Here is a 19,052-nt window from a genome sequence, read left to right as displayed (position 1 = left end):
GGCCTGGCCGGCGTCGATCCTCGTCCGGCTCGGACGGGTTGTTTTTCCCCTACTTTCCGTATTCGATGTGCGCGGCTGGCCTTACGCTGTGCAATGAGCGGTCGAGGGACGGGCGTACGATGAGCCCACGATCGGACCGCGTGAACCTTTCTCGGCCGGACATCGCGGCCCCCGGTCCCGGGGAACGGTGGCGCGCTCCGGTCGGCCTGGTTCGGGCTGCCCGGTCGCCCGGCCATCCGGTCCGGGTGCCGGGCTGGACCATGCGGGCGTTGCGGGAGACTGCCATGAGACCACGCCGTGTGTTGGTGACCGGTGTAGCGCGGCCGTTGGGGGCGCAGGTGGCGATGGCGCTCGCGGCTGACCCGGGGGTCGAGGCCGTCGTCGGGGTCGATACCACTGCTCCCACCAGCGACCTCGGGCGGACCCAGTTCGTGCGCGCGGACATCCGGCATCCGTTGATCGCAAAGGTGATCTCCACCACGGAGATCGATACGGTGCTGCACCTGAACGTGATCGCCACGCCGCTCGGTGCGGGTGGACGGGCCGCGATGAAGGAAATCAACGTCATCGGCACGATGCAGCTGCTGGCCGCGTGCCAGAAGGCGCCCAGTGTCACCAAGCTGGTCGTGAAGTCCACGACGTCGATCTACGGGTCGTCCGCTCGCGACCCCGCGCTGTTTACAGAGGACACTGAGCCGCGCGCCCTGCCCGCCGGTGGCTATGCCAAGGACGCCGTCGAGGTCGAGGGTTACGTGCGTGGATTCAGCCGGCGACGTCCCGACATCGCGGTAACCGTGCTGCGGTTCACCAACATCCTCGGTCCGCAGATCGACAGCCCGCTCGCGCGCTATCTGGACCTTCCGCTGGTTCCCACGGTCCTCGGCTTCGACCCCCGCATCCAGCTGCTGCACTCCGATGACGCGTTGGCCGTGCTGATGCGCGCGACCCGCCGCGCCCACCCGGGGACGTTCAACGTGGCCGGGGACGGTGTGCTCCTGCTTTCGCAGGCGATCCGCCGAGCGGGTCGGCCGTCCACGCCGGTGCCGTTCCCCGCGATCGGGGTGTTGGGCGGGATCGCCCGGCGGCTGCGGCTCGTCGACTTCTCCGCTGAGCAGCTTGACTTCCTCGCGCACGGCCGGGCCGTGGACACGACCCGGCTGAAGGAGATCTTCGGTTACCGGCCCCGGTACTCGACGATGGAGACCTTCGACAGTTTCGTCCGCCAGCGCGGGCTCCGGTTCACCATCGACCACGATCTGATCTCCCGAGCTGAGCACAGGATGCTCGATTCGCTGGCCCGATGCCGGCTGGTGGGAACAGGGTGATGGAGGGCGGTTGCGGCCCGCCGGGTGCGGGATCGGATAGGGGGGAGGCGGAACACGTGAGAAAAGGTGACGAATCCCGGGGTGAAGCGCAGATCATGCCTTGGAAATCCGCCGCAGCCGGTTCGGCTTCGCATGACCCGGCTTTTCTCGACGGGATTTCCCCCGACGAGGTTTCCCCCGGTCCAGCCGCCGCGTCCCCTCGCTCCTCGCTCAACGGTGCCGAGGCGACGCTGACCGAAAGCCGGTCGGCGGCGGGTGGGCCGTCCGACCCGGCGACGGATCCCACCGCCGCTGCCGGGCCCGACGGCGCTGCCGGGCCCGACGGCGCTGCCGGGCCCGACGGCGCTGCCAGGACGGACGGCGCGCCACCGCCGACGGCCGAACCCGGTGATCTGGAGACGGCCCTCGCGGGAGCGCTGGCCTTCCTGCGGCGGCGCATCACCGGCGACTACGTCGTCGACGAGCACGGGTTTGACCCGGACCTCACCGAACACGTCGTCGCTCCGCTGCTGCGGCCGATCTACCGGGACTACTTCCGGGTCGAGACCCGGGGGCTGGAGAACATCCCGGACACGGGTGGCGCTCTGGTGGTGGCCAATCACTCGGGCACCCTGCCAATGGACGCGCTGATGATGGCCGTGGCCATCCTCGATCATCATCCGGCCCATCGCCACCTGCGCATGCTCGCCGCCGACCTGGTGTTCGCGGTGCCGTTCCTGGCCCCGCTGGCTCGTAAGATCGGCAACACTCTGGCGTGTCAGGCTGACGCGGAAAACCTGCTGAACACCGGGCACCTTGTCGGGGTCTGGCCGGAGGGCTTCAAGGGCGTCGGCAAGCCGTTCAGCGAGCGGTACAAGTTGCAGCGGTTCGGGCGCGGTGGATTCGTCTCGGCCGCGTTGCGGACGGGTGCGCCGATCATTCCGTGCACGATCGTCGGAGCCGAAGAAATCTATCCTATGATTGGTAACGCGAAGTCGCTCGCTCGCCTGTTCGGGCTGCCCTACCTGCCGGTTACGCCGACCTTCCCGTGGCTCGGCCTGCTGGGGCTCATCCCGCTTCCGTCCAAATGGATCATCGAGTTTGGGGAGTCGGTCCCGACGAAGACGTACACCGCTGAGGCGGCGGACGACCCGATGCTGGTGTTCGAGCTCACCGATCGCATCCGGGAGACCATCCAGCATACGCTGTACAGCCTGCTGATGCAGCGCCGCTCGGTGTTCTTCTAGGTTCTTTCCCGGCGCCGAAGGTGCTCTAGACGCCTGCGGCCCGGCGCCGCAACGCCATGCCGGCGGCGACCCCGCCGGCGAGCGCGCCCACCCCGGCTGCCGTCGGAATGCCGATCTTGGCTGCCTTACGGGCCGTGCGAAAGTCCTTGATCGGCCATTCGCGTTCCCGGGCCACGGTCTTCAGATCCGGATCCGGGTTGATCGCGACCGGGTGGCCCACCAGGGAGAGCATGGGCAGATCGTTGATCGAGTCCGAGTAGGCCCAGCACCGGGACAGGTCCAGGCCCTCCCGCTCGGCGAGTGCCTGCACGGCCTCGGCCTTCGCCTGGCCGTGCAGCAGGCCGCCGACCAGGTGGCCGGTATAGGTGCCCTCGGCGGAGACCTCACTGACCGTGCCGAGGGCGCCGGTGAGGTTCAGCCGCCGGGCGATGACCGAGGCGAGCTCGACCGGGGTGGCCGTGACCAGCCACACTCGCTGGCCCGCGTCAAGGTGCTGCTGGGCGAGCGCGTGCGTACCCGAGTAGATCTGCTCGGCCATCCGTTCGTCGTAGATCTCCTCGCCGTAACGGACGATCTCGGCCACCGTGCGCCCGGCGACGAAGGCGAGCGCGGTCTCCCGAGCATCCCGGATGCCGCTCGGGTCCTCGAGCCCACGCAGCCGGTAGGTGATGTGCTGCCAGCCGAACCGGATCAGGTCACGCGAGTTGAAGAAGTCCCGGGCGGCCAGGCCGCGGGCGAAGTAGAAGATCGAGGCGCCCGCCATCATGGTGTTGTCCACGTCGAAGAACGCGGCCGCCGACTCGTCCAGCGGAGCCCGCGGAACCTCCTCGGCCGCGACCTTCAAGGCGGCGATCGCGGCGGCCTCGGCGGCCTGCCTCGTCGTGGCCAGGTCCCTGCGTCGTCGCACCCTCATCGTCAACTCCATGCTGTCCGGGGCGGAGCAAGGGCTCGGCTCGGGAAGTGACCGGGGCCGCCACCCACCCCTTGTCGCCACCTCCGCGCGCCGCGATCCACGCCATGGTTCGCCGGCACGCCGTCAGAGTACGGTGCGGCACGACTTCGCGGCGGCCGCCGCTCGAACGTGACGGCGGGAAAGTGCCGGTGGAACAACGACCGGGCCGGGGTTGCGACGTGATCTGGGATATCGCTCACGGCGAGGGGCCCGGAGGTCAGGCCGTGCCTGCTGCGGGAAGGGCGCGGGCAAGTGTCCGAATTGCTCTGAACTGCAAGGATTTGACCGCCCCCTCGTTACGGCCCATGGCCAGCGCGGTCTCGCGGACCGACAGCCCTTCGAGGAACCGGAGCGCGACGCACTCCTGCTGGTCCGGGCGCAGTTCGCGGACGGCGTCGAGCAGTTCGCGGCGGGTCAGCACGGCCAGGATTGACTCTTCGGGGCTCGGTACCGTCAGCGCCGTGGCTCGGTGCTCGGCCGCGGCGAGGATGTCCGCCGTCGGGATCTCGAACCGGCACCGCGCCGAGCGGGCCTGATCGACCAGCAGGTTGCGGGCGATGGTGATGAACCAGGCACCGATGTCCCGCCCCTGCCACCGGAACGTGCCGATGGAGCGGAAGGCACGCAGGAAGGTCTCGCTGACGATGTCCTCGGCGGCCACCGGATCCCCGCCCAGCCGGTACAGCGCGTACCGGAACACGAGGTTGGCGTACCGGTCGTAGAGCAGCCCGAAGGCGTTGACGTCACCTCGCCGGGCCCGGGCGACGAGCGCCGTCCGGTCGTCGTCGGCCGGATCGCCCTGAGGGTCTCCGACTCGCTCGCGGTCCTCCCTGGCGCCCACCGGGGACATCGCGTCCTGCCTGCGGAGGGGGCCGCAGCGCGGGGCGACGAGACCGGCGGCGAGGTCGGCGAGGTCGGCGAGCGTGCATTCGGTCACAGCCCGGGCTCCGGAGGATGCGGTCGCGGCAAGGTGGGCCGGAAAGCCCGGCGCACATGGTTCCGTTAGTAGCTGAGTGTAGCCGCAGGAGGGAGTGCGGGAAGTAGGAGATCGTCCGGGCGCAGGCGGGGGCGTCTTCCGGCGAGGTCCGGACCGGACCGCACGCCGGGGCCGGGCCCCTGAACGGGTCTCGGTCCCACCGAGCGGTTCGGAAAGCCACTCGGCGGCGACGGGGATCGCGCCTACCATCGTGGAATGGACGACGGGTTGGAACAGGCGGATTCCGGCCGCAACGGTGTGCGTATCACACTACTCACCCGGACGGGATGTCATCTGTGCGACACCGCGCGGGCGGCGGTCGTCCGGGTCGCCGAGCAGGAGCAGGTCGGGTGGCGGGAGGCCGATGTCGACGGCGATCCCCAGCTTGCCGACGCCTACGGCGACCGGGTACCGGTCATCCTGCTCGACGGCCGGGAACACGGTTACTGGCGGGTGGAGGAGGACCGGCTGCGGCGGGCGCTCGCCGGCGGCCGGTGGGCGCTGCGCCCTGCCAAGGGTGGTCGCTGATCAGGGGGCCGGCTCTCCTCGGCACTTCGTGAATCCCTTCACGAAGTCGTACACTGCCCGAGGACAGCCGACTTGTGGCGCCGACTACCGCACGCCGGGGCTACCGCACGCTGGGTGTCGGCGGGGCCACGGATTCGGGCCCATAGCTCCGGGCGTAACCGCGCGCCTAGAGATCGGAGCCGCGGATGAGTCAGCCACGGCGTCGCCCGGCGGTGATCCGGCGACGTACACGTAGTGACACGGCTTCCAGGCGTTCCTCCGACGTTCCGGAGGCGACGGTCGCGCGGCTTCCGCTCTACCTCCGGGTGCTGACGACATTGGCGGAAAGCGGGGTTTATACTGTGTCTTCGGACACGCTCGCGGCCGCCGCCGGAGTCACTCCGGCCAAGGTTCGCAAGGATCTGTCCCATCTCGGTTCCTACGGCACGCGGGGCGTCGGCTACGAGGTGGATGTCCTGCTCGACTGCATCGCCGCGAAACTGGGCCTCACCGAGGACAGAGCGGTTGTGCTGGTGGGAGTCGGCAACCTCGGCCACGCCCTGGCGGGTTACGGCGGCTTTTATGCCAGGGGCTTTCGGATCGTGGCCCTGGTCGACGCGGATCCCGAGCGAGTCGGCGAGCGGGTCGGTGAGGTTGTCGTCAGTCCCGTCGGCGATCTCGAACAGGTGATCGTCCAGGGTCAGGTCACGATCGGGATGATCTGCACGCCGGCCGCCGCGGCGCAGGGGGTGTGTGATCGTCTGGTCGCTGCCGGGGTCACCAGCATCCTCAACTTCGCCCCCACGGTGCTTTCGGTACCCGACGGTGTGGACGTGCGTAAAGTCGACCTTGCCGTGGAACTGCAGATCCTCTCGTTCCATGAAGCACGTAAACGTCCGTCGCCGGCACGGGACACATCACCGAGACGGGGCGCGAGATCCACACCGGGCGCCGGCTCCGGGCGTGACGCCGTGCCGCCGCGCCGGGCGCGCCCGGCGCGGCGGGCGCCCTCGGCACGCGAGGCGCTGCCAGGCGGCGACGAGGTCCTCGCCGCGCTCGGGGCGGCGGGCCTGGACGGGGTGACGAGCGCGGACGGGACGGAGCCCTCCGCGGGCAGGCTGGAGACCGATACGGATGAGGTCGTGCGGGTGACTCGGCAAGTAGGCATGACTCGTCCGGCGGGGGCAGCTCGTCCGGCCGGGATGGCTCGGGACGATCGGCCGACCCGGGATGATCGGGAGGGGGAACCGGGTGCGGTGCGCCTGGAGCACACCGCGGAGCCTGGATCGCCGGCGCGCGGGACGCTGCCGGCCGCGGGAGCGCTGATGGCCGGAGGTGAGGCGTCGTGAGCCTCCTGGTGGTCGGGCTCAACCACCAGACCGCGCCCACGTCGTTGCTCGAACGCACCTCGGTCTCGGCCGAGGACATCCCGAAGGTCCTGCACGATCTGGCCGAGGGCACCCACGTCAGCGAGGCTGTGGTGCTCTCGACGTGCAACCGCATCGAGATCTATGCCGAGGTCGAGACCTTCCACGGCGGGGTCGCCGACATCTCCGACCAGCTCAGCCGGATCTGTGGGATCGACCTCGGTGATCTTGCCGGCCACCTGTACGTCCACCACGAGGCGCGGGCCATCGGGCACCTGTTCTCGGTGGTGTGCGGCTTGGACTCCATGCTCGTCGGGGAGAGCCAGATCCTCGGTCAGGTACGCACGGCCTTCCGGGCCGGTCAGGCCGCCGGGGTGGCGGGCAGCGCGCTGTCCGGCCTGTTCCAGGCCGCGCTGCGGGTCGGCAAGCGGGCCCACTCCGAGACGTCCATCGATGCCGCCGGCGCCTCCATTGTCTCGGTGGGTGTCCGGCTGGCCGCTTCCGGCCTGGACCTCCACAGCGAGGTTCCGGCCGTGCCGGTGGCGCCGCCGGGCGGGCGGGCGCTGGACGGGGGAGGAGCCGCAGCCGAGGGGCTGCGGCACGCCGTGACGCCCGAACCCCCGCGGTTGGCCGGGGCCCGGGTGCTGCTCATCGGTGCCGGCGCGGTGGGATCGCTGGCCGCGCAGACCGTCCGGCGAGCCGGCGCCGGAGAGGTCGTGATCGCGAACAGGACCGCCGCCCGGGCGGCCCGCGTCGCCGAGGCCCACGAGGCCCGGGTCGTCGGTCTCACTGACCTGGCCCACGAGATCACCATGGCGGACCTGGTGATCTCCTCGACCGGCGCGAGCGGTCTCGTTGTCGAGCACGAGCTGGTTGCCGCGGCCCTGCCCGGCCGGGCAGGGCGCCCGCTGGTCTTCCTCGATCTGGCCCTGCCGCACGATATCGACCCGGGGGTGCGCGAGCTGCCCGGGGTGAGTCTGATCGACCTGGACGCACTGCGCATCGCGCTGGACGGCGCCCAGGTGACGCACGACGTGGAGGCGGTCCGCGCGCTGGTCGCCGCCGAGGTCGCGAGCTTCCTCGACCGCCGGCGGGCGGGCCGGGTGGCGCCGACCGTCGTCGCGCTGCGGGCCCACGCCGCCGCCGTGGTGCGTAGCGAGCTCGCCCGGTTGCACACCCGCCTACCCGACCTCGACGATCGGGAGTGGAGCCTGGTGGAGGGCTCGGTCCGGCGCGTCGTCGACAAGCTGCTGCACGCCCCGACCGTGCGGGTACAGGAGCTGGCCGGGGCGCCCGGTGGGGACGCCTACGCCGAGGCCCTGCGGGAACTGTTCGATCTGCCGCGTGAGGTGCCCGCCGTGGTGTCCGTGCCTGACCTTGATCTGCTGGAGCGTTCGTGACGGGGATCGACCCGACGAGTACCGACCCGACGAGCATCGGCGCCACGGGTACCGGCGCCGACCTGCTGGCCCGTTTCGCCGGCCGCCGGCTGCGGCTGGGAACACGGCGCTCGGCGCTGGCGCTGGCCCAGTCCGGGACGGTCGCTGCCACTTTGCGGGCGCGGGTGGGCTGCGCCGTCGAGCTGGTGCCGATCGTCACGGCGGGGGACCGCTCGTCCGGGGAGATCAGCCAGATCGGCGGGACCGGCGTCTTCGTCAGCGCGCTGCGCGACGCCCTGCTGTCCGGCGAGATCGACCTGGCGGTCCACTCGTTGAAGGACCTTCCGACGGCCACCCCACCCGGTCTGGTGCTCGCCGCGGTCCCGCCGCGGGCGGACCCCCGGGACGTGCTGGTCGCCCCGAGCGGGCGGCGCCTGGCCGAGCTCAGGGCCGGCGCCCGGATCGCGACTGGATCCCCACGTCGCGCCGCGCAGCTGCGTGCTCTCGGCCTCGGGCTGGAGGTCGTCACGATCCGCGGCAATGTCGACACCCGGTTGAAGAAGGCCATCGACGGTGAGGTGGACGCGGTCGTCCTCGCGCATGCCGGGCTGGCGCGGCTCGACCGGCTCGATGCCGTCGCCGAGATCCTCGAACCCACGGTGATGCTGCCCGCGCCCGGCCAGGGAGCCCTGGCGATCGAGTGCACGGGCGGTGCCGGGCTCGTCGTGGCCGGTCCGGCGCGCGCTCTGGTGCCCGCCGGGCCGGGTTCAGGTCCCGCTGTGGGACAAACCGGCGGCGAAACGTGGTCAGATGGCGGCCGGCCCGTCGATACGGGCCTCGCCGAGCTGCTACGGTTTGTGCTCGATGACGCATCGTCGTCCGTCGCGGTCAGAGCGGAACGCGCGTTCCTCGCCGGCATCGAAGCTGGTTGTACTGCCCCGGTCGGCGCCTTGGCCGAGCTTCTTCCGGAGCCGGCCGGAGGAGCCGCGGCGGAGGCCGGCGGTGCGCCTCCCGCGGGTCGTCTGTGCCTGCGGGCGGTCGTCGCCGCGCCGGACGGAAGCGATGTCCTCCGGCGTGACGTCACCGGATCCGCCGTCGACCCGGAGGCGCTTGGGCAGCGCCTCGCGGACGACATGCTGTCCGCCGGAGCACACTCGCTGATGGGAACCCGCTGAGCATGGCCACCCGACGAACGAAGAAGCCCGTCTCCCCGGTCGCCCTGGTGGGTGCCGGACCGCGTGACCCCGGACTGCTCACCGTCCTCGCGGTCGAGACCCTGGCCGCCGCCGACCTGGTGGTGGCCGATCCCGAGGTGGCGCCGGCGGCGGTGGAGAACCTCACCGCCGAAGTGCTGCGCATCGGCGACCTCGAGGCGCCGAAGCCGGTCCGTGACGCGGAGGCGGCGACCGCCGCGGTGGTGAGCAGGGCCCGTGCCGGTGACAAGGTGGTCCGGCTCTACGCCTCCGATCCGTGGCTGACCCGCATCGGCGCCGCGGACGCCCAGGCGCTCGCGAAGGCCAAGATCCCCTATCGGGTGGTGCCCGGCATCCTCACCGGCGCCGCGGTCGCGACCTACGCCGGGGTCGCCCCGGGCGCGCCGGTCACCTTCGCCAGCACCTCCGGGGTCTTCTCGTCGTCGGGCACCGTGCCGGCGTCCTCGCCGTTCGGCGGGAGCGAGCCGGTGGGTCCGCTCACCGGTCCTCCGTTCGGGGCCTCGCGGTTGGGCGGACGGCCGATCGCCGGTCTCGGGGGCGGGCTCGGCGGTGGCCTGGGAACCGGCGGGTTCGGCTCGCCGCTGGGCCTCGGTGCCCCGGGCGGCTTCGGCGGGTTCGGTGCGCCGATCTCCTCCCCCGGTGACCTGGACTGGGGTGCCCTCGCCCAGACCCCGGGCACCCTCGTGGTCACGGCGGCACCGACGGAGGTCGGCAAGGTCGCGGCGGCGCTCGTCGAGCACGGGCGGCCCGGTGACACCCCGATCGCGGTGACCGTGGACGGCACCACCACCGACCAGCGCACCGTCACCTCGACGCTCGACCGGGTCGAGGCGGACACGGCACCGCTGTTGACCGCGGCCCCCACCCCGATCACCCAGGTCGTGCTGTCCATCGGCCCGGTGGTCGCGACCCGCGGCAAGCTCTCCTGGTGGGAGACCCGGGCGCTGTTCGGTTGGACGGTGCTGGTCCCGCGGACCAAGGAACAGGCGGCGATCCTGTCCGACCTGCTGCGTTCGCACGGCGCAAGCCCGCTGGAGGTGCCGACGATCGCCGTCGAGCCCCCGCGGACCGCCGCCCCGATGGAGCGCGCGATCACCGGTCTGGTCTCTGGGCGCTACCAGTGGGTGGCCTTCACTTCGGTCAACGCGGTCAAGGCGGTGCAGGAGAAGGTCGAGGAACGCAGCCTCGACGCCCGCGCGTTCGCGGGGGTCAAGGTTGCGGCGATCGGCGAGGCGACGGCCGACGCGCTGCGCACCTTCGGTATCCGGCCCGATCTCGTCCCGTCCGGGCAGCAGTCCAGCGAGGGGCTGCTGGCGGACTGGCCGGACTTCGACGACACCCTCGACCTGCTCGACCGGGTGCTGCTGCCGCGCGCCGACATCGCCACCGAGACCCTGGTTGCCGGCCTGAAGGAACGCGGCTGGCAGGTCGATGACGTGACGGCCTACCGCACCGTGCGTGCCGCTCCGCCGCCCGCATCCATCCGGGAGGCGCTGAAGGGCGGCCGGGTCGACGCGGTCGTCTTCACCTCATCCTCGACCGTGCGCAACCTGGTCGGCATCGCCGGCAAGCCCCACGAGACGACGGTGATCGCCGTGATCGGTCCGGCGACGGCCGCCACTGCCCAGGAGCTCGGGCTGCGCGTCGACGTGCAGGCTCCGGAGGCGTCCATCCCCGCCCTTGTCGGGGCGCTGGCGGAGTTCGCTGCCGAACACCGGGAGGAGCTCGGGAAGATCGGGCCGCTCGCTGCGCGGTTGCCGAAGCCACGGCGAGGCTCGCGGCGGTGAGGGCGCAGGCCCGGGGGAACGGGGCCGAGGCCGGCTATCCGACGGCACGTCCCCGCCGGCTGCGCCGCTCGTCCGCGCTGCGCCGGCTGGTCTCGAACGTGCGGTTACACCCGTCCGACCTGGTGCTGCCGATGTTCGTCAAGGAGGGCGTGGCCGATCCCGTTCCGCTGGCCTCGATGCCTGGTGTCGTCCAGCACACCCGCTCCTCGCTGCGGGGGGCGGCCGTCGAGGCCGTCGAGGCCGGCGTGGGCGGGCTCATCCTGTTTGGTGTGCCCGCGGAGAAGGACGCCTGGGGCTCGGCCGCCGACGACCCGGACGGCATCGTCCAGCTCGCGCTCGCCGATCTTGCCTCCGAGGTCGGTGGCGACGTTGTCCTGATGACGGACCTGTGCCTGGACGAGTACACCGACCACGGGCACTGCGGTCTGCTCACCGACTCCGGGGAGGTCGACAACGACGCCACCCTGGCGCGCTACGGCGCGATCGCCGTAGCGCAGGCCCGTGCGGGTGCCGAGGTCGTCGCGCCGAGCGGGATGATGGACGGCCAGGTCGGCGCGATCCGGGCCGCGCTGGACGCGGAGGGCTTCGTCGACCTGCCGATCATCGCCTACTCGGCGAAGTATGCTTCGGCGTTCTACGGGCCGTTTCGCGAGGCCGCCGAGTGCGCCCCGCAGTTCGGGGACCGGACCGGTTACCAGCAGGATCCGGCTCGCTCGGCCGAGGAGGCCCGGCGCGAGGCCGCGCTCGACCTCGCCGAGGGCGCGGACGCGGTGATGGTGAAACCGGCGCTGGCCTACCTGGACGTGCTGCGGGCGGTGGCCGACACGGTGGACGTACCGGTGGCGGCCTACCAGGTGTCGGGCGAGTACGCGATGGTGGAGGCCGCCGCGGCGGCCGGGTGGATCGACCGGGACCGGGCGATCGACGAGACGCTGACCGCGATCTCCCGGGCCGGGGCGGACATCATCCTGACCTACTGGGCCACCGAGGTTGCCCGCCGCCTGGCCGCCGCCCGCTGACCGTCCCCCTCGGTGACGATTCCTGTCCGCCGGCAGGTTTCTGGACAGGCATCCGGGCGGGAGGCCGCGCTCAACGGAGCGGGCCGCGCCGGACCGGTGGGTGACCACCGCGGGACGGCGCCCCGACGTGCCGGGTCGTGGATGCCCGGCTGATGTGCCGGTCGTCCGTCCGCGCAGGATCTGATGGACTCTGGACCACCCGGCCGTACTGCGATGCGCTGATGTGATGCGCTCCCGTCGCCCAGCTGGCGGCCCATCCGGTCACAGTCCCGCGCGCCTGCTCTCCACGATGGTGCCGGAAGCTCGACATGCGCGGAAAGTGTTCGGCATGTTGCCCGAAGTGGGCCGGCGGGTTGGCCAAGGTGGGGCTGTGCGTCGCGGCCTTCCCGTGTCGGCGTGGGTGGGATCTCCCCCGTGATGATCGGCCATTGGTTCGGAAGATACCCCCACCGGGTACTGGTACACCATACGGGGGGAGGGTATGTTCGGGAGGTGGGACGGGCGCCGGTGGGTCGGGCAGATCCATCGGGACCGGGGCGGCTTACAAGCGGCTTACAAGCGGAGACGAGGAGACGGGAACGGCCATGACGACAACCGCCTACACGACCACCTACACGGTGGCCGGGATGACCTGCCAGCACTGCGTCCGATCCGTGACCGAGGAGCTCGCGCGGCTGCCGACCGTGTCGGACGTCGCCGTGGACCTGGCCGAGGGTCGGGTCACCCTCGTCAGCGATGGCGTCGTCGAGGACAGCGCCGTCCGGGAGGCCGTTGCGGAGGCCGGATACGAGCTTGTCGGGCGGGCGTAGCGCTTCGGTGGTGCCAACGGTGCCGGTGGTCGGCGGGTGTGTCCGCTCCCACCGCCCGTGACCGGCGGTACCTTCCGGTCCGCCGTCAGGAATCCGCCGTAAGGGGAGAGCTGATGACCACTCTCGACGTCGGAAGGGGTCACCCCGCGCGGATCGAGCTCGCGATCGGCGGGATGACCTGCTCATCGTGTGCCGCGCGGGTGGAACGCAAACTCAACAAGCTGGACGGCGTCACCGCTTCGGTGAACTACGCCACCGAGAAGGCCACCGTGACCCTCGCGGACACCGGGGCCCCCGCGGTCCGTCTCGACGATCTGATCCGCGTGGTCCAGGCCGCGGGCTACTCTGCGGCCCCGGCCGCCGGACGCGCGGCTGGCACCGGGGCCGAGACGGCGGCTGGCACCGAGGCCGTAGCCGGCACCGAGGCCGAGCAGGTGGCGGGTGCGGCGGATGCCAAGGACGGCGGCGCGCAGGACGGCGGCGGCACGCAGGACGACGCACCCGGCGCGGCGCTGCGGGCGCTGCGTGTCCGGCTGGCGGTCTCGGCGGCGCTCGCCATGCCGGTGATCGTACTGGCCATGGTGCCCGCCTGGCAGTTCGACTACTGGCAGTGGGTCTCGCTGGCCCTGGCGACGCCGGTCGTGCTCTGGGGAGGCTGGCCGTTCCATCGGGCCGCGGCCCGGGGCGCCCGGCACGGTGTCGCGACGATGGACACCCTGGTCTCCCTCGGAACGCTGGCCGCCTTCGTCTGGTCGCTGTACGCCCTGTTCCTGGGCGGAGCGGGCGAGCCGGGGATGCGGCACTCGTTCTCGTTCACCGGCGGATTCCCGGGCCCGGAAGCCTCGGCCGGCGAGATCGTCCACTCGGGGAGTGGTCACGGCACCGGCGGGAGTGCCCACGGCGGCGCGGGCACGGCCCTCTACCTGGAGGTCGCCGCCGGGGTGACGGTGTTCCTGCTCGCCGGCCGATTCCTGGAGTCACGTGCCCGCCGGCGTTCCGGCGCGGCCCTGCGGGCGCTGCTCCACCTCGGGGCGAAGGACGTCACCGTGCTGCGCGTCCGGCCGGCGGACGGCGCGCGGGGGACTGGCCCGCGCCGGGTCGAGGAGCGGATCCCGGTCGAGGCGCTGCGGATCGGGGACGAGTTCGTCGTCCGTCCGGGCGAGAAGATCGCCACCGACGGCGTCGTGCTCGATGGGCTGTCGGCGGTGGACGCGAGCATGGTCACCGGCGAGTCGGTGCCCGTTGAGGCCGGCCCGGGTGACGCGGTTGTCGGGGCGACGGTGAACGTCGGCGGGCGGCTCGTGGTCCGGGCCACCCGGGTCGGTGCCGACACGCAGCTGGCGCGCATCGCCCGGCTCGTGACGGAGGCCCAGAGTGGCAAGGCCCGCGTCCAGCGCCTCGCCGACCGGGTCTCGGCGGTGTTCGTTCCGGTGGTGATCATTTTCGCACTCGTCACCCTCGGGGTCTGGCTGGCTCTCGGGCAGCCGGCGACCGATGCCTTCACCGCGGCCGTCGCCGTGTTGATCATCGCCTGCCCCTGCGCGCTGGGCCTGGCCACGCCGACGGCGCTGCTGGTCGGGACGGGACGCGGTGCGCAGGTGGGCATCCTCATCCGCGGCCCGGAGGTGCTGGAGTCGACGCGGCGGGTCCAGACCGTCCTACTCGACAAGACCGGCACGGTGACCAGCGGGCGGATGCAGGTTGTCGCGGTGCTGCCGGCTCCCGGGGAGGACGCCGCCGAGGTGCTCCGGCTCGCCGCGGCGGTGGAGGACGCGAGCGAGCACCCCATCGCCCGGGCGATCGCCGACGCGGCCAGGGAGCACGCGGTGGCCGTCGGTGCGGCCAGGGAGCACGCGGTGGCCGTCGGTGCGGCCAGGGAGCACGCGGTGGCCGTCGGTGCGGCCAGGGAGCACGCGGTGGCCGTCGGTGCGGCCAGGGAGCACGCGGTGGCCGTCGGTGTGCTGCCGCCGGTCGCGGACTTCGCGAACACCGCGGGCCTCGGCGTGCGCGGCACCGTCGAGGGGCATGCGGTGCTCGTCGGGCGGCCCCAGGTGTTCGCGGAACTCCCGGACGCGCTCGCCGCCGAGCTGGACCGGGAACGGGCCGCCGGGCATACCGCCGTCGTGGTCGGCTGGGACGGCCGTCCCCGTGGACTGATCAGTGTCGCCGACACGGTGAAGCCCACCGCGGCCGCGGCCGTCGCCGATCTGCGTCGGCTCGGGCTGCACCCGGTCCTGCTGACCGGGGACGCCGAGGCGGTCGCCCGGTCCGTCGCCGCCGAGGTCGGCATCGCGGCCGAGGACGTCATCGCCGAGGTCCTGCCCGAGGAGAAGGTCGCTGCGGTCCGTCGCTTGCAGGCGCAGGGCCGGGTCGTGGCCATGGTGGGCGACGGGGTGAACGACGCCGCCGCGCTCGCCCAGGCCGATCTGGGCCTGGCGATGGGCGGCGGCACCGACGCGGCGATCGAGGCGTCGGATCTGACGCTCGTCAACGCGGATCCCCGCCTGGTGGCGGATGCCATCCGACTGTCGCGCGCCACCCTGCGCACGATCAAGGGCAATCTGTTCTGGGCGTTCGCCTACAACGTGGCCGGGCTACCGCTTGCCGCGACCGGTCTGCTCAACCCAATGATCGCGGGGGTGGCGATGGCGTTCAGCTCCGTCTTCGTCGTCACGAACAGTCTGCGGCTGCGGCGTTTCACCGCACTGCGGCCGGCCTGAGCGGGTCCGGCCGGAGCGGGTCCGCGGCGTCGGTCAGGTCGTGGCCGGTTCGGCCGGCGGGGCCTCCAGGCGCGGGAACACCGGGCTGGGACCCGCGACCCGCGACCCGCCGTCGCCGCACTGCGCGGCGATGCGCGGTGCCGAGTCGGGCAGGAAGGGCGCGAGGTGCTCCGCCAGCTCCCGGCACGTGGCGACCAGTTCGGCGAGGACTGCGTCGAGGGCGTCGCGCGACGCTCCCTCCTTGCGCTCCGCCTTCGCGAGCTCCCAGGGCCGGGCGGCCTCCACATAGCGGTTACCCTCGTCGCCGATCCTCGTGATGACCTCGGCCGCCCGGCGGAAGTCGAAGGCGGCGAAGGCGTCGTCGATCGTCCGGGGGGTCTCGTCGCGCGCTGCCCGCAGCTTGGCGGCCGCGGGATTGTCGGGGGCGAGCGGGGGAATGAGCCCGTCCCGGTACCGCTTCACCATCGACACGGTCCGGTTGACCAGGTTGCCGATGTTGTTGGCGAGGTCCTCGTTCGCGCGGGTCACGAGCCGTTCGGTCGTGTAGTCGGTGTCGCCGGCTCGGGCGACGTCGCGCAGCATCCACCACCGCAGCGCGTCGGTGTTGAAGGCTGCGACGATGTCGGCGGGATCCTCGGCGTTGCCAGCCGACTTGCTGATCTTCATGCCGTCGGCGGTGAGATACTCGTGCACGAAGATGGTGTCGGGCAGGCGCACCCCGGCCGAGAGCAGCATCGCCGGCCAGTAGACGGCGTGAAAGCGGATGATGCCCTTGCCGATGACGTGCACTCGCCTGTCGGCGTCGTTCCACCAGTACTGGAAGCTGTCGTCGTCGTTGCCGTACCCGGGGGCGGTGATGTAGTTCCCGAGCGCGTCGAACCACACGTAGATGACCTGCTCGGGGTCGCCGGGGACCGGGATACCCCAGCCGCGGGCCCGGCTCATGCTCCGCGACGCGCTGAAGTCCTCCAGACCGGCCTCGATGAAGGACAGCACCTCCCGCTTGCGGGCGGCGGGCTCGATGCGCAGCCGGTCGGTGGAGATGAGCGCGTGGAGCTGGTCCTGATAGCGGCTCAACCGGAAGAACCAGTTGCTCTCCTCCACCAGGTCGGGAACGGTCCCGTGTTCCGGACAGCGGCCGTCCACCAGCTCGTCGGGCTGGTAGAACAGCTCGCATCCCACGCAATACAGACCGGCGTAGGTCTTGCGGTAGAAGTCCCCGCGGTCGGCGCAGGCCGACCACAGCTTCTCGACTCCCGGCCGATGACGGGGGTCCGTGCTCGTCTTGATGAAATCGTCGAACGAGAGGCCCAACGGACCGCGAAGGCCCACGAACCCGGTGGCGACCCGCTCGACGTACTCGGCGGGTGTAATCCCCTCGGCCTCGGCCGCCTGGACGTTCTTCAGGGCGTTGTCGTCGGTGCCGGTCTGGAACCGGACCTCGTGGCCGCGCTGACGAAGATGACGTGCGTACGCATCGGTCTCGATCAGTTCGAGAGCGTGACCTACGTGCGGCTTGCCGTTGACGTACGGAATCGCCGTCGTCACGAAGTAGCGGCCCATCTGGTGTGAGTCCTTCCGCCCCGGTAGCAGCCTCACCGACGAGGCTCCGTCAGGGCCTCATCGGTCAGTCTGTCAAGACGCGCGGAAGAGGCCGGACGGCATGTGCATCATCATCTGGCTGGCCGGCGTCTCGACCGTGGCATGTGTCCTCGACACAGGGTGAATCCTACGCGCCCTCGCGCCCGGTAGCCTCGCGGGGAGCGTGGCCCGATCCGCATGATTCGGATCATGGTTTCCGACTGCGGTCGCCATAGACGCTGACCACCGCGTTCATGCCCATGCGGGCCATCGCGGCCGGCGCTGCCGGCACCCCCCGTCGGTCGGCCAAGCGCTGGCGTCGGTCGGCGCCGGGCTGCTTCCGCCGATCGTGACAACGATCGTCGGCGGAGGTACGTCGTAATCGTCGCCGTTCGCCAGACTAATCCGGGTCTCGACAACGATTCGCGGGATGTGGCGTTAATGTACTTTGTCCATCGAATTCTGGCTCCCATCTTCAGGGTTTTCTAAGAATCACAGAAAGGCTTCATGAAAAACACACGAGAATCACATGTGATCTGCCGCCAAACGCTTCCGGCCATCTCTGGCGCGAACACGCCGGGCGCAATCCAGCCAGGCGCCGGTGCGCACGGCTAGTCTTCCCATCGCAAGTAGTCGATCGATATTTTTGATGACGGGAGAATCATGACAAGATCCCTGAAGAGGAAAGCGGTGGTCGCCTCCCTGTCCGCCGTGTCGGCAGTCTGTGTGACGGTGGGACCGGCGGCTTCAAGCGCCTGGGCCGACGACCGCGTTCCCGTGCGGAGTGTCAACCATTGGCACGCCACGGACGACTGGAAGCGGAACAACTGGAACAACTGGAACAAGGGCGGTCGGGATATCGGGCGGCAGGACCAGGGCCGCGAGGACGAGCGACGCTACGACGACAGCCGCCAGAGCGGCGGTAGCCAGGACCAGTGGCGCCGGGACCATGGTCGTCAGGGCTGGGACCAGCTACAACGGGACCGGGGCCAACGGGACTGGGGCCGCCAGCCGGGTGGAATAGTTCGATAGAAAGGGCTGACGGGTGATCGGCCGGCGTCTTTCCGCCGGCCGGTCGTGCGGGTGCCGGGACCGGCGGTAGCCGACACCCGCATCCGTCAGCTTTCTGTTGACGTCGGAGGGCGTGCCCCCGGTCGCCAGCCGGGTACGGGCTTGGCCTCCCTCAGGCGTTCAGCCAGTTACGCCGGTCTCGTGGTGCGGGACGTCGGTCCGCCGGCGTCGGGCACCGCCGTGGGGCCGTTTCCGCCCGTGTCCGCCGGGCCGGTCTGCGGCGGCCCGTCCCCGGTCTGCGCTGGCTCGTCGTGCGAGTCGGTGGAGGCGGGACGGATCGACCACGGCACCTCACAGAACAGGCGAGGGAATTCGGCAAATAAACGCTAACCGCACTATCCGATTCTGCCAAGCGCGTGCATTCCGTCGACCACTCCCGCTCGTGACCATAATTAGATAGGCTGCCAGCAACGGCATGAGTCTTGGCCTACTCTTGGCCTACTCTTGGCCTACTCTTGGCCTACTCTTGGCCTACTCTTGGCCTACTCTTGGCCTACTCTTGGCCTACTCTTGGCCTACTTGGGTACGTGCCAGATGCCCGCTGAGCTGCACCGATGCGCCGCCTCAGACGTACCCAACTAGCGGGTACGCCGATGGTGGCCCGTTGGGGGGTGGTCGGGTACGCGTATGACGGTTGTAGGGATCGCAGATAGATGGCCACTCACGGTCGCGACTGGCCAGTAGATGGCCAATGGCCGCGATAGCTGGCCACTCCGGTACGGCGCCGCGCTGGTTCAGGTACGCGAGACGGGAAGACCCGACCGGCGTGAGCGATCTTCCTCGGGTTCGTAGCCGGGCTCGTGCTCGCGACGCTCACCGCACCGGTCGGCGTCTCGGGCGCGGTCTTCCTGCCTCAGTCCGTGCTTCGACGGCGGGCTGAGGCAGGTGGCTGATCCATCGGCACCGTCCCGGCCTGCGGCCTGACCAGCACCGCCGAGGGCCTCGTCGGCTGCGTGCTGGCCCAGCCGCTGCACTCGTCCGCGCCCGGGTCGGACAGGGCGCTGGCGGACCGGGGCCGAGCGATGCTCCGACTGAGGGCTCGGATCGGCTGTGCCAGCCCGGCCACCGTGCCGACGAACCGCCACGAAATCGTCCGCACGAAGCCCAACGCCCAACATG

15 protein-coding genes are annotated in these 19,052 nt (G+C 71.2%); 11 read left to right on the top strand and 4 right to left on the bottom strand.

The annotated features are described in order from the left end of the window. The first annotated feature begins 284 nt into the window (after window positions 1-284). Together AC08OO_RS11215 and AC08OO_RS11210 are read left to right on the top strand one after the other, a co-directional pair. Window positions 285-1,325, top strand: coding sequence for an NAD-dependent epimerase/dehydratase family protein (locus tag AC08OO_RS11215; RefSeq protein WP_476606878.1), 1,041 nt, complete (start codon window positions 285-287; stop codon window positions 1,323-1,325). A gap of 56 nt (window positions 1,326-1,381) precedes the next feature. Next, window positions 1,382-2,551, top strand: a complete 1,170-nt coding sequence (locus AC08OO_RS11210) for a lysophospholipid acyltransferase family protein (RefSeq protein WP_476609848.1) — start codon at window positions 1,382-1,384, stop codon at window positions 2,549-2,551. Window positions 2,552-2,576: 25 nt separating this feature from the next. On the opposite strand, the gene AC08OO_RS11205 is transcribed toward AC08OO_RS11210, so the two are convergent. Beyond that, window positions 2,577-3,464, bottom strand: coding sequence for an HAD family hydrolase (locus AC08OO_RS11205; RefSeq protein ID WP_476607184.1), 888 nt, complete (start codon window positions 3,462-3,464; stop codon window positions 2,577-2,579). A 256-nt stretch (window positions 3,465-3,720) separates the two neighbouring features. Then, a complete protein-coding gene (locus AC08OO_RS11200) occupies window positions 3,721-4,440 on the bottom strand; it encodes a sigma-70 family RNA polymerase sigma factor (protein WP_476609847.1) in 720 nt (239 codons plus the stop codon). Between the two features lie 255 nt (window positions 4,441-4,695). Between AC08OO_RS11200 and AC08OO_RS11195 the strand changes: the two genes are divergently transcribed. From AC08OO_RS11195 to AC08OO_RS11160, 8 genes are all read left to right on the top strand, one after another. Beyond that, window positions 4,696-5,007 carry a glutaredoxin family protein gene (locus AC08OO_RS11195; protein WP_476609846.1) on the top strand — a complete coding sequence of 104 codons (312 nt, stop codon included), beginning with the start codon at window positions 4,696-4,698 and terminating at the stop codon, window positions 5,005-5,007. A 185-nt stretch (window positions 5,008-5,192) separates the two neighbouring features. Continuing rightward, window positions 5,193-6,335, top strand: coding sequence for a redox-sensing transcriptional repressor Rex (locus tag AC08OO_RS11190; protein ID WP_476607181.1), 1,143 nt, complete (start codon window positions 5,193-5,195; stop codon window positions 6,333-6,335). Continuing rightward, entirely contained in the window at window positions 6,332-7,753 is a 1,422-nt protein-coding gene (locus AC08OO_RS11185) for a glutamyl-tRNA reductase (RefSeq protein WP_476609845.1), read from the top strand. The genes AC08OO_RS11190 and AC08OO_RS11185 overlap by 4 nt, the downstream gene beginning before the upstream one ends. Continuing rightward, window positions 7,750-8,907, top strand: coding sequence for a hydroxymethylbilane synthase (gene hemC / locus AC08OO_RS11180; protein ID WP_476609844.1), 1,158 nt, complete (start codon window positions 7,750-7,752; stop codon window positions 8,905-8,907). Before AC08OO_RS11185 ends, hemC begins: the two co-directional genes overlap by 4 nt. A gap of 2 nt (window positions 8,908-8,909) precedes the next feature. Then, window positions 8,910-10,733 (top strand): bifunctional uroporphyrinogen-III C-methyltransferase/uroporphyrinogen-III synthase, encoded by a 1,824-nt coding sequence (locus tag AC08OO_RS11175; protein ID WP_476609843.1) that lies wholly within the window; start codon window positions 8,910-8,912, stop codon window positions 10,731-10,733. Continuing rightward, window positions 10,730-11,752, top strand: a complete 1,023-nt coding sequence (hemB, locus tag AC08OO_RS11170) for a porphobilinogen synthase (RefSeq protein WP_476607177.1) — start codon at window positions 10,730-10,732, stop codon at window positions 11,750-11,752. The genes AC08OO_RS11175 and hemB overlap by 4 nt, the downstream gene beginning before the upstream one ends. A 584-nt stretch (window positions 11,753-12,336) precedes the next feature. Then, on the top strand, window positions 12,337-12,561 hold the full coding sequence (locus AC08OO_RS11165) for a heavy-metal-associated domain-containing protein (protein ID WP_476607176.1): 225 nt from the start codon (window positions 12,337-12,339) through the stop codon (window positions 12,559-12,561). Window positions 12,562-12,674: 113 nt separating this feature from the next. Further along, window positions 12,675-15,281: a heavy metal translocating P-type ATPase gene (locus AC08OO_RS11160; protein WP_476609842.1), complete on the top strand. Its 2,607-nt coding sequence runs from the start codon at window positions 12,675-12,677 to the stop codon at window positions 15,279-15,281. 33 nt (window positions 15,282-15,314) lie between these two features. Here the strand turns inward: AC08OO_RS11160 and AC08OO_RS11155 are convergent, their stop codons facing one another. After that, window positions 15,315-16,844, bottom strand: a complete 1,530-nt coding sequence (locus AC08OO_RS11155) for a methionine--tRNA ligase (protein ID WP_476618486.1) — start codon at window positions 16,842-16,844, stop codon at window positions 15,315-15,317. Window positions 16,845-17,639: 795 nt separating this feature from the next. On the opposite strand from AC08OO_RS11155, the gene AC08OO_RS11150 reads away from it, so the two are divergent. Then, a complete protein-coding gene (locus AC08OO_RS11150; protein ID WP_476618485.1) occupies window positions 17,640-17,894 on the top strand; it encodes a hypothetical protein in 255 nt (84 codons plus the stop codon). An 892-nt stretch (window positions 17,895-18,786) separates the two neighbouring features. Here the strand turns inward: AC08OO_RS11150 and AC08OO_RS11145 are convergent. Further along, the coding region (locus tag AC08OO_RS11145; protein ID WP_476609839.1) for a hypothetical protein at window positions 18,787-19,052 on the bottom strand (266 nt) is incomplete at its 5' end.

It is taken from the genome of Frankia sp. CeCAU1, from assembly GCF_977971845.1.
Note: the sequence above shows the minus strand (reverse complement) of the source record. Positions and strands in the feature narration are given on the sequence as shown.

What these genes read in the sequence shown, in the direction of transcription:
- AC08OO_RS11165 (WP_476607176.1), top strand. Translation starts at nt 12,337, where the DNA reads ATGACGACAACCGCCTACACGACCACCTACACGGTGGCCGGGATGACC.
- AC08OO_RS11195 (WP_476609846.1), top strand. Translation starts at nt 4,696, where the DNA reads ATGGACGACGGGTTGGAACAGGCGGATTCCGGCCGCAACGGTGTGCGT.
- AC08OO_RS11215 (WP_476606878.1), top strand. Translation starts at nt 285, where the DNA reads ATGAGACCACGCCGTGTGTTGGTGACCGGTGTAGCGCGGCCGTTGGGG.
- AC08OO_RS11160 (WP_476609842.1), top strand. Translation starts at nt 12,675, where the DNA reads ATGACCACTCTCGACGTCGGAAGGGGTCACCCCGCGCGGATCGAGCTC.
- AC08OO_RS11190 (WP_476607181.1), top strand. Translation starts at nt 5,193, where the DNA reads ATGAGTCAGCCACGGCGTCGCCCGGCGGTGATCCGGCGACGTACACGT.
- AC08OO_RS11175 (WP_476609843.1), top strand. Translation starts at nt 8,910, where the DNA reads ATGGCCACCCGACGAACGAAGAAGCCCGTCTCCCCGGTCGCCCTGGTG.
- AC08OO_RS11205 (WP_476607184.1), bottom strand. Translation starts at nt 3,464, where the DNA reads ATGAGGGTGCGACGACGCAGGGACCTGGCCACGACGAGGCAGGCCGCC.
- AC08OO_RS11155 (WP_476618486.1), bottom strand. Translation starts at nt 16,844, where the DNA reads ATGGGCCGCTACTTCGTGACGACGGCGATTCCGTACGTCAACGGCAAG.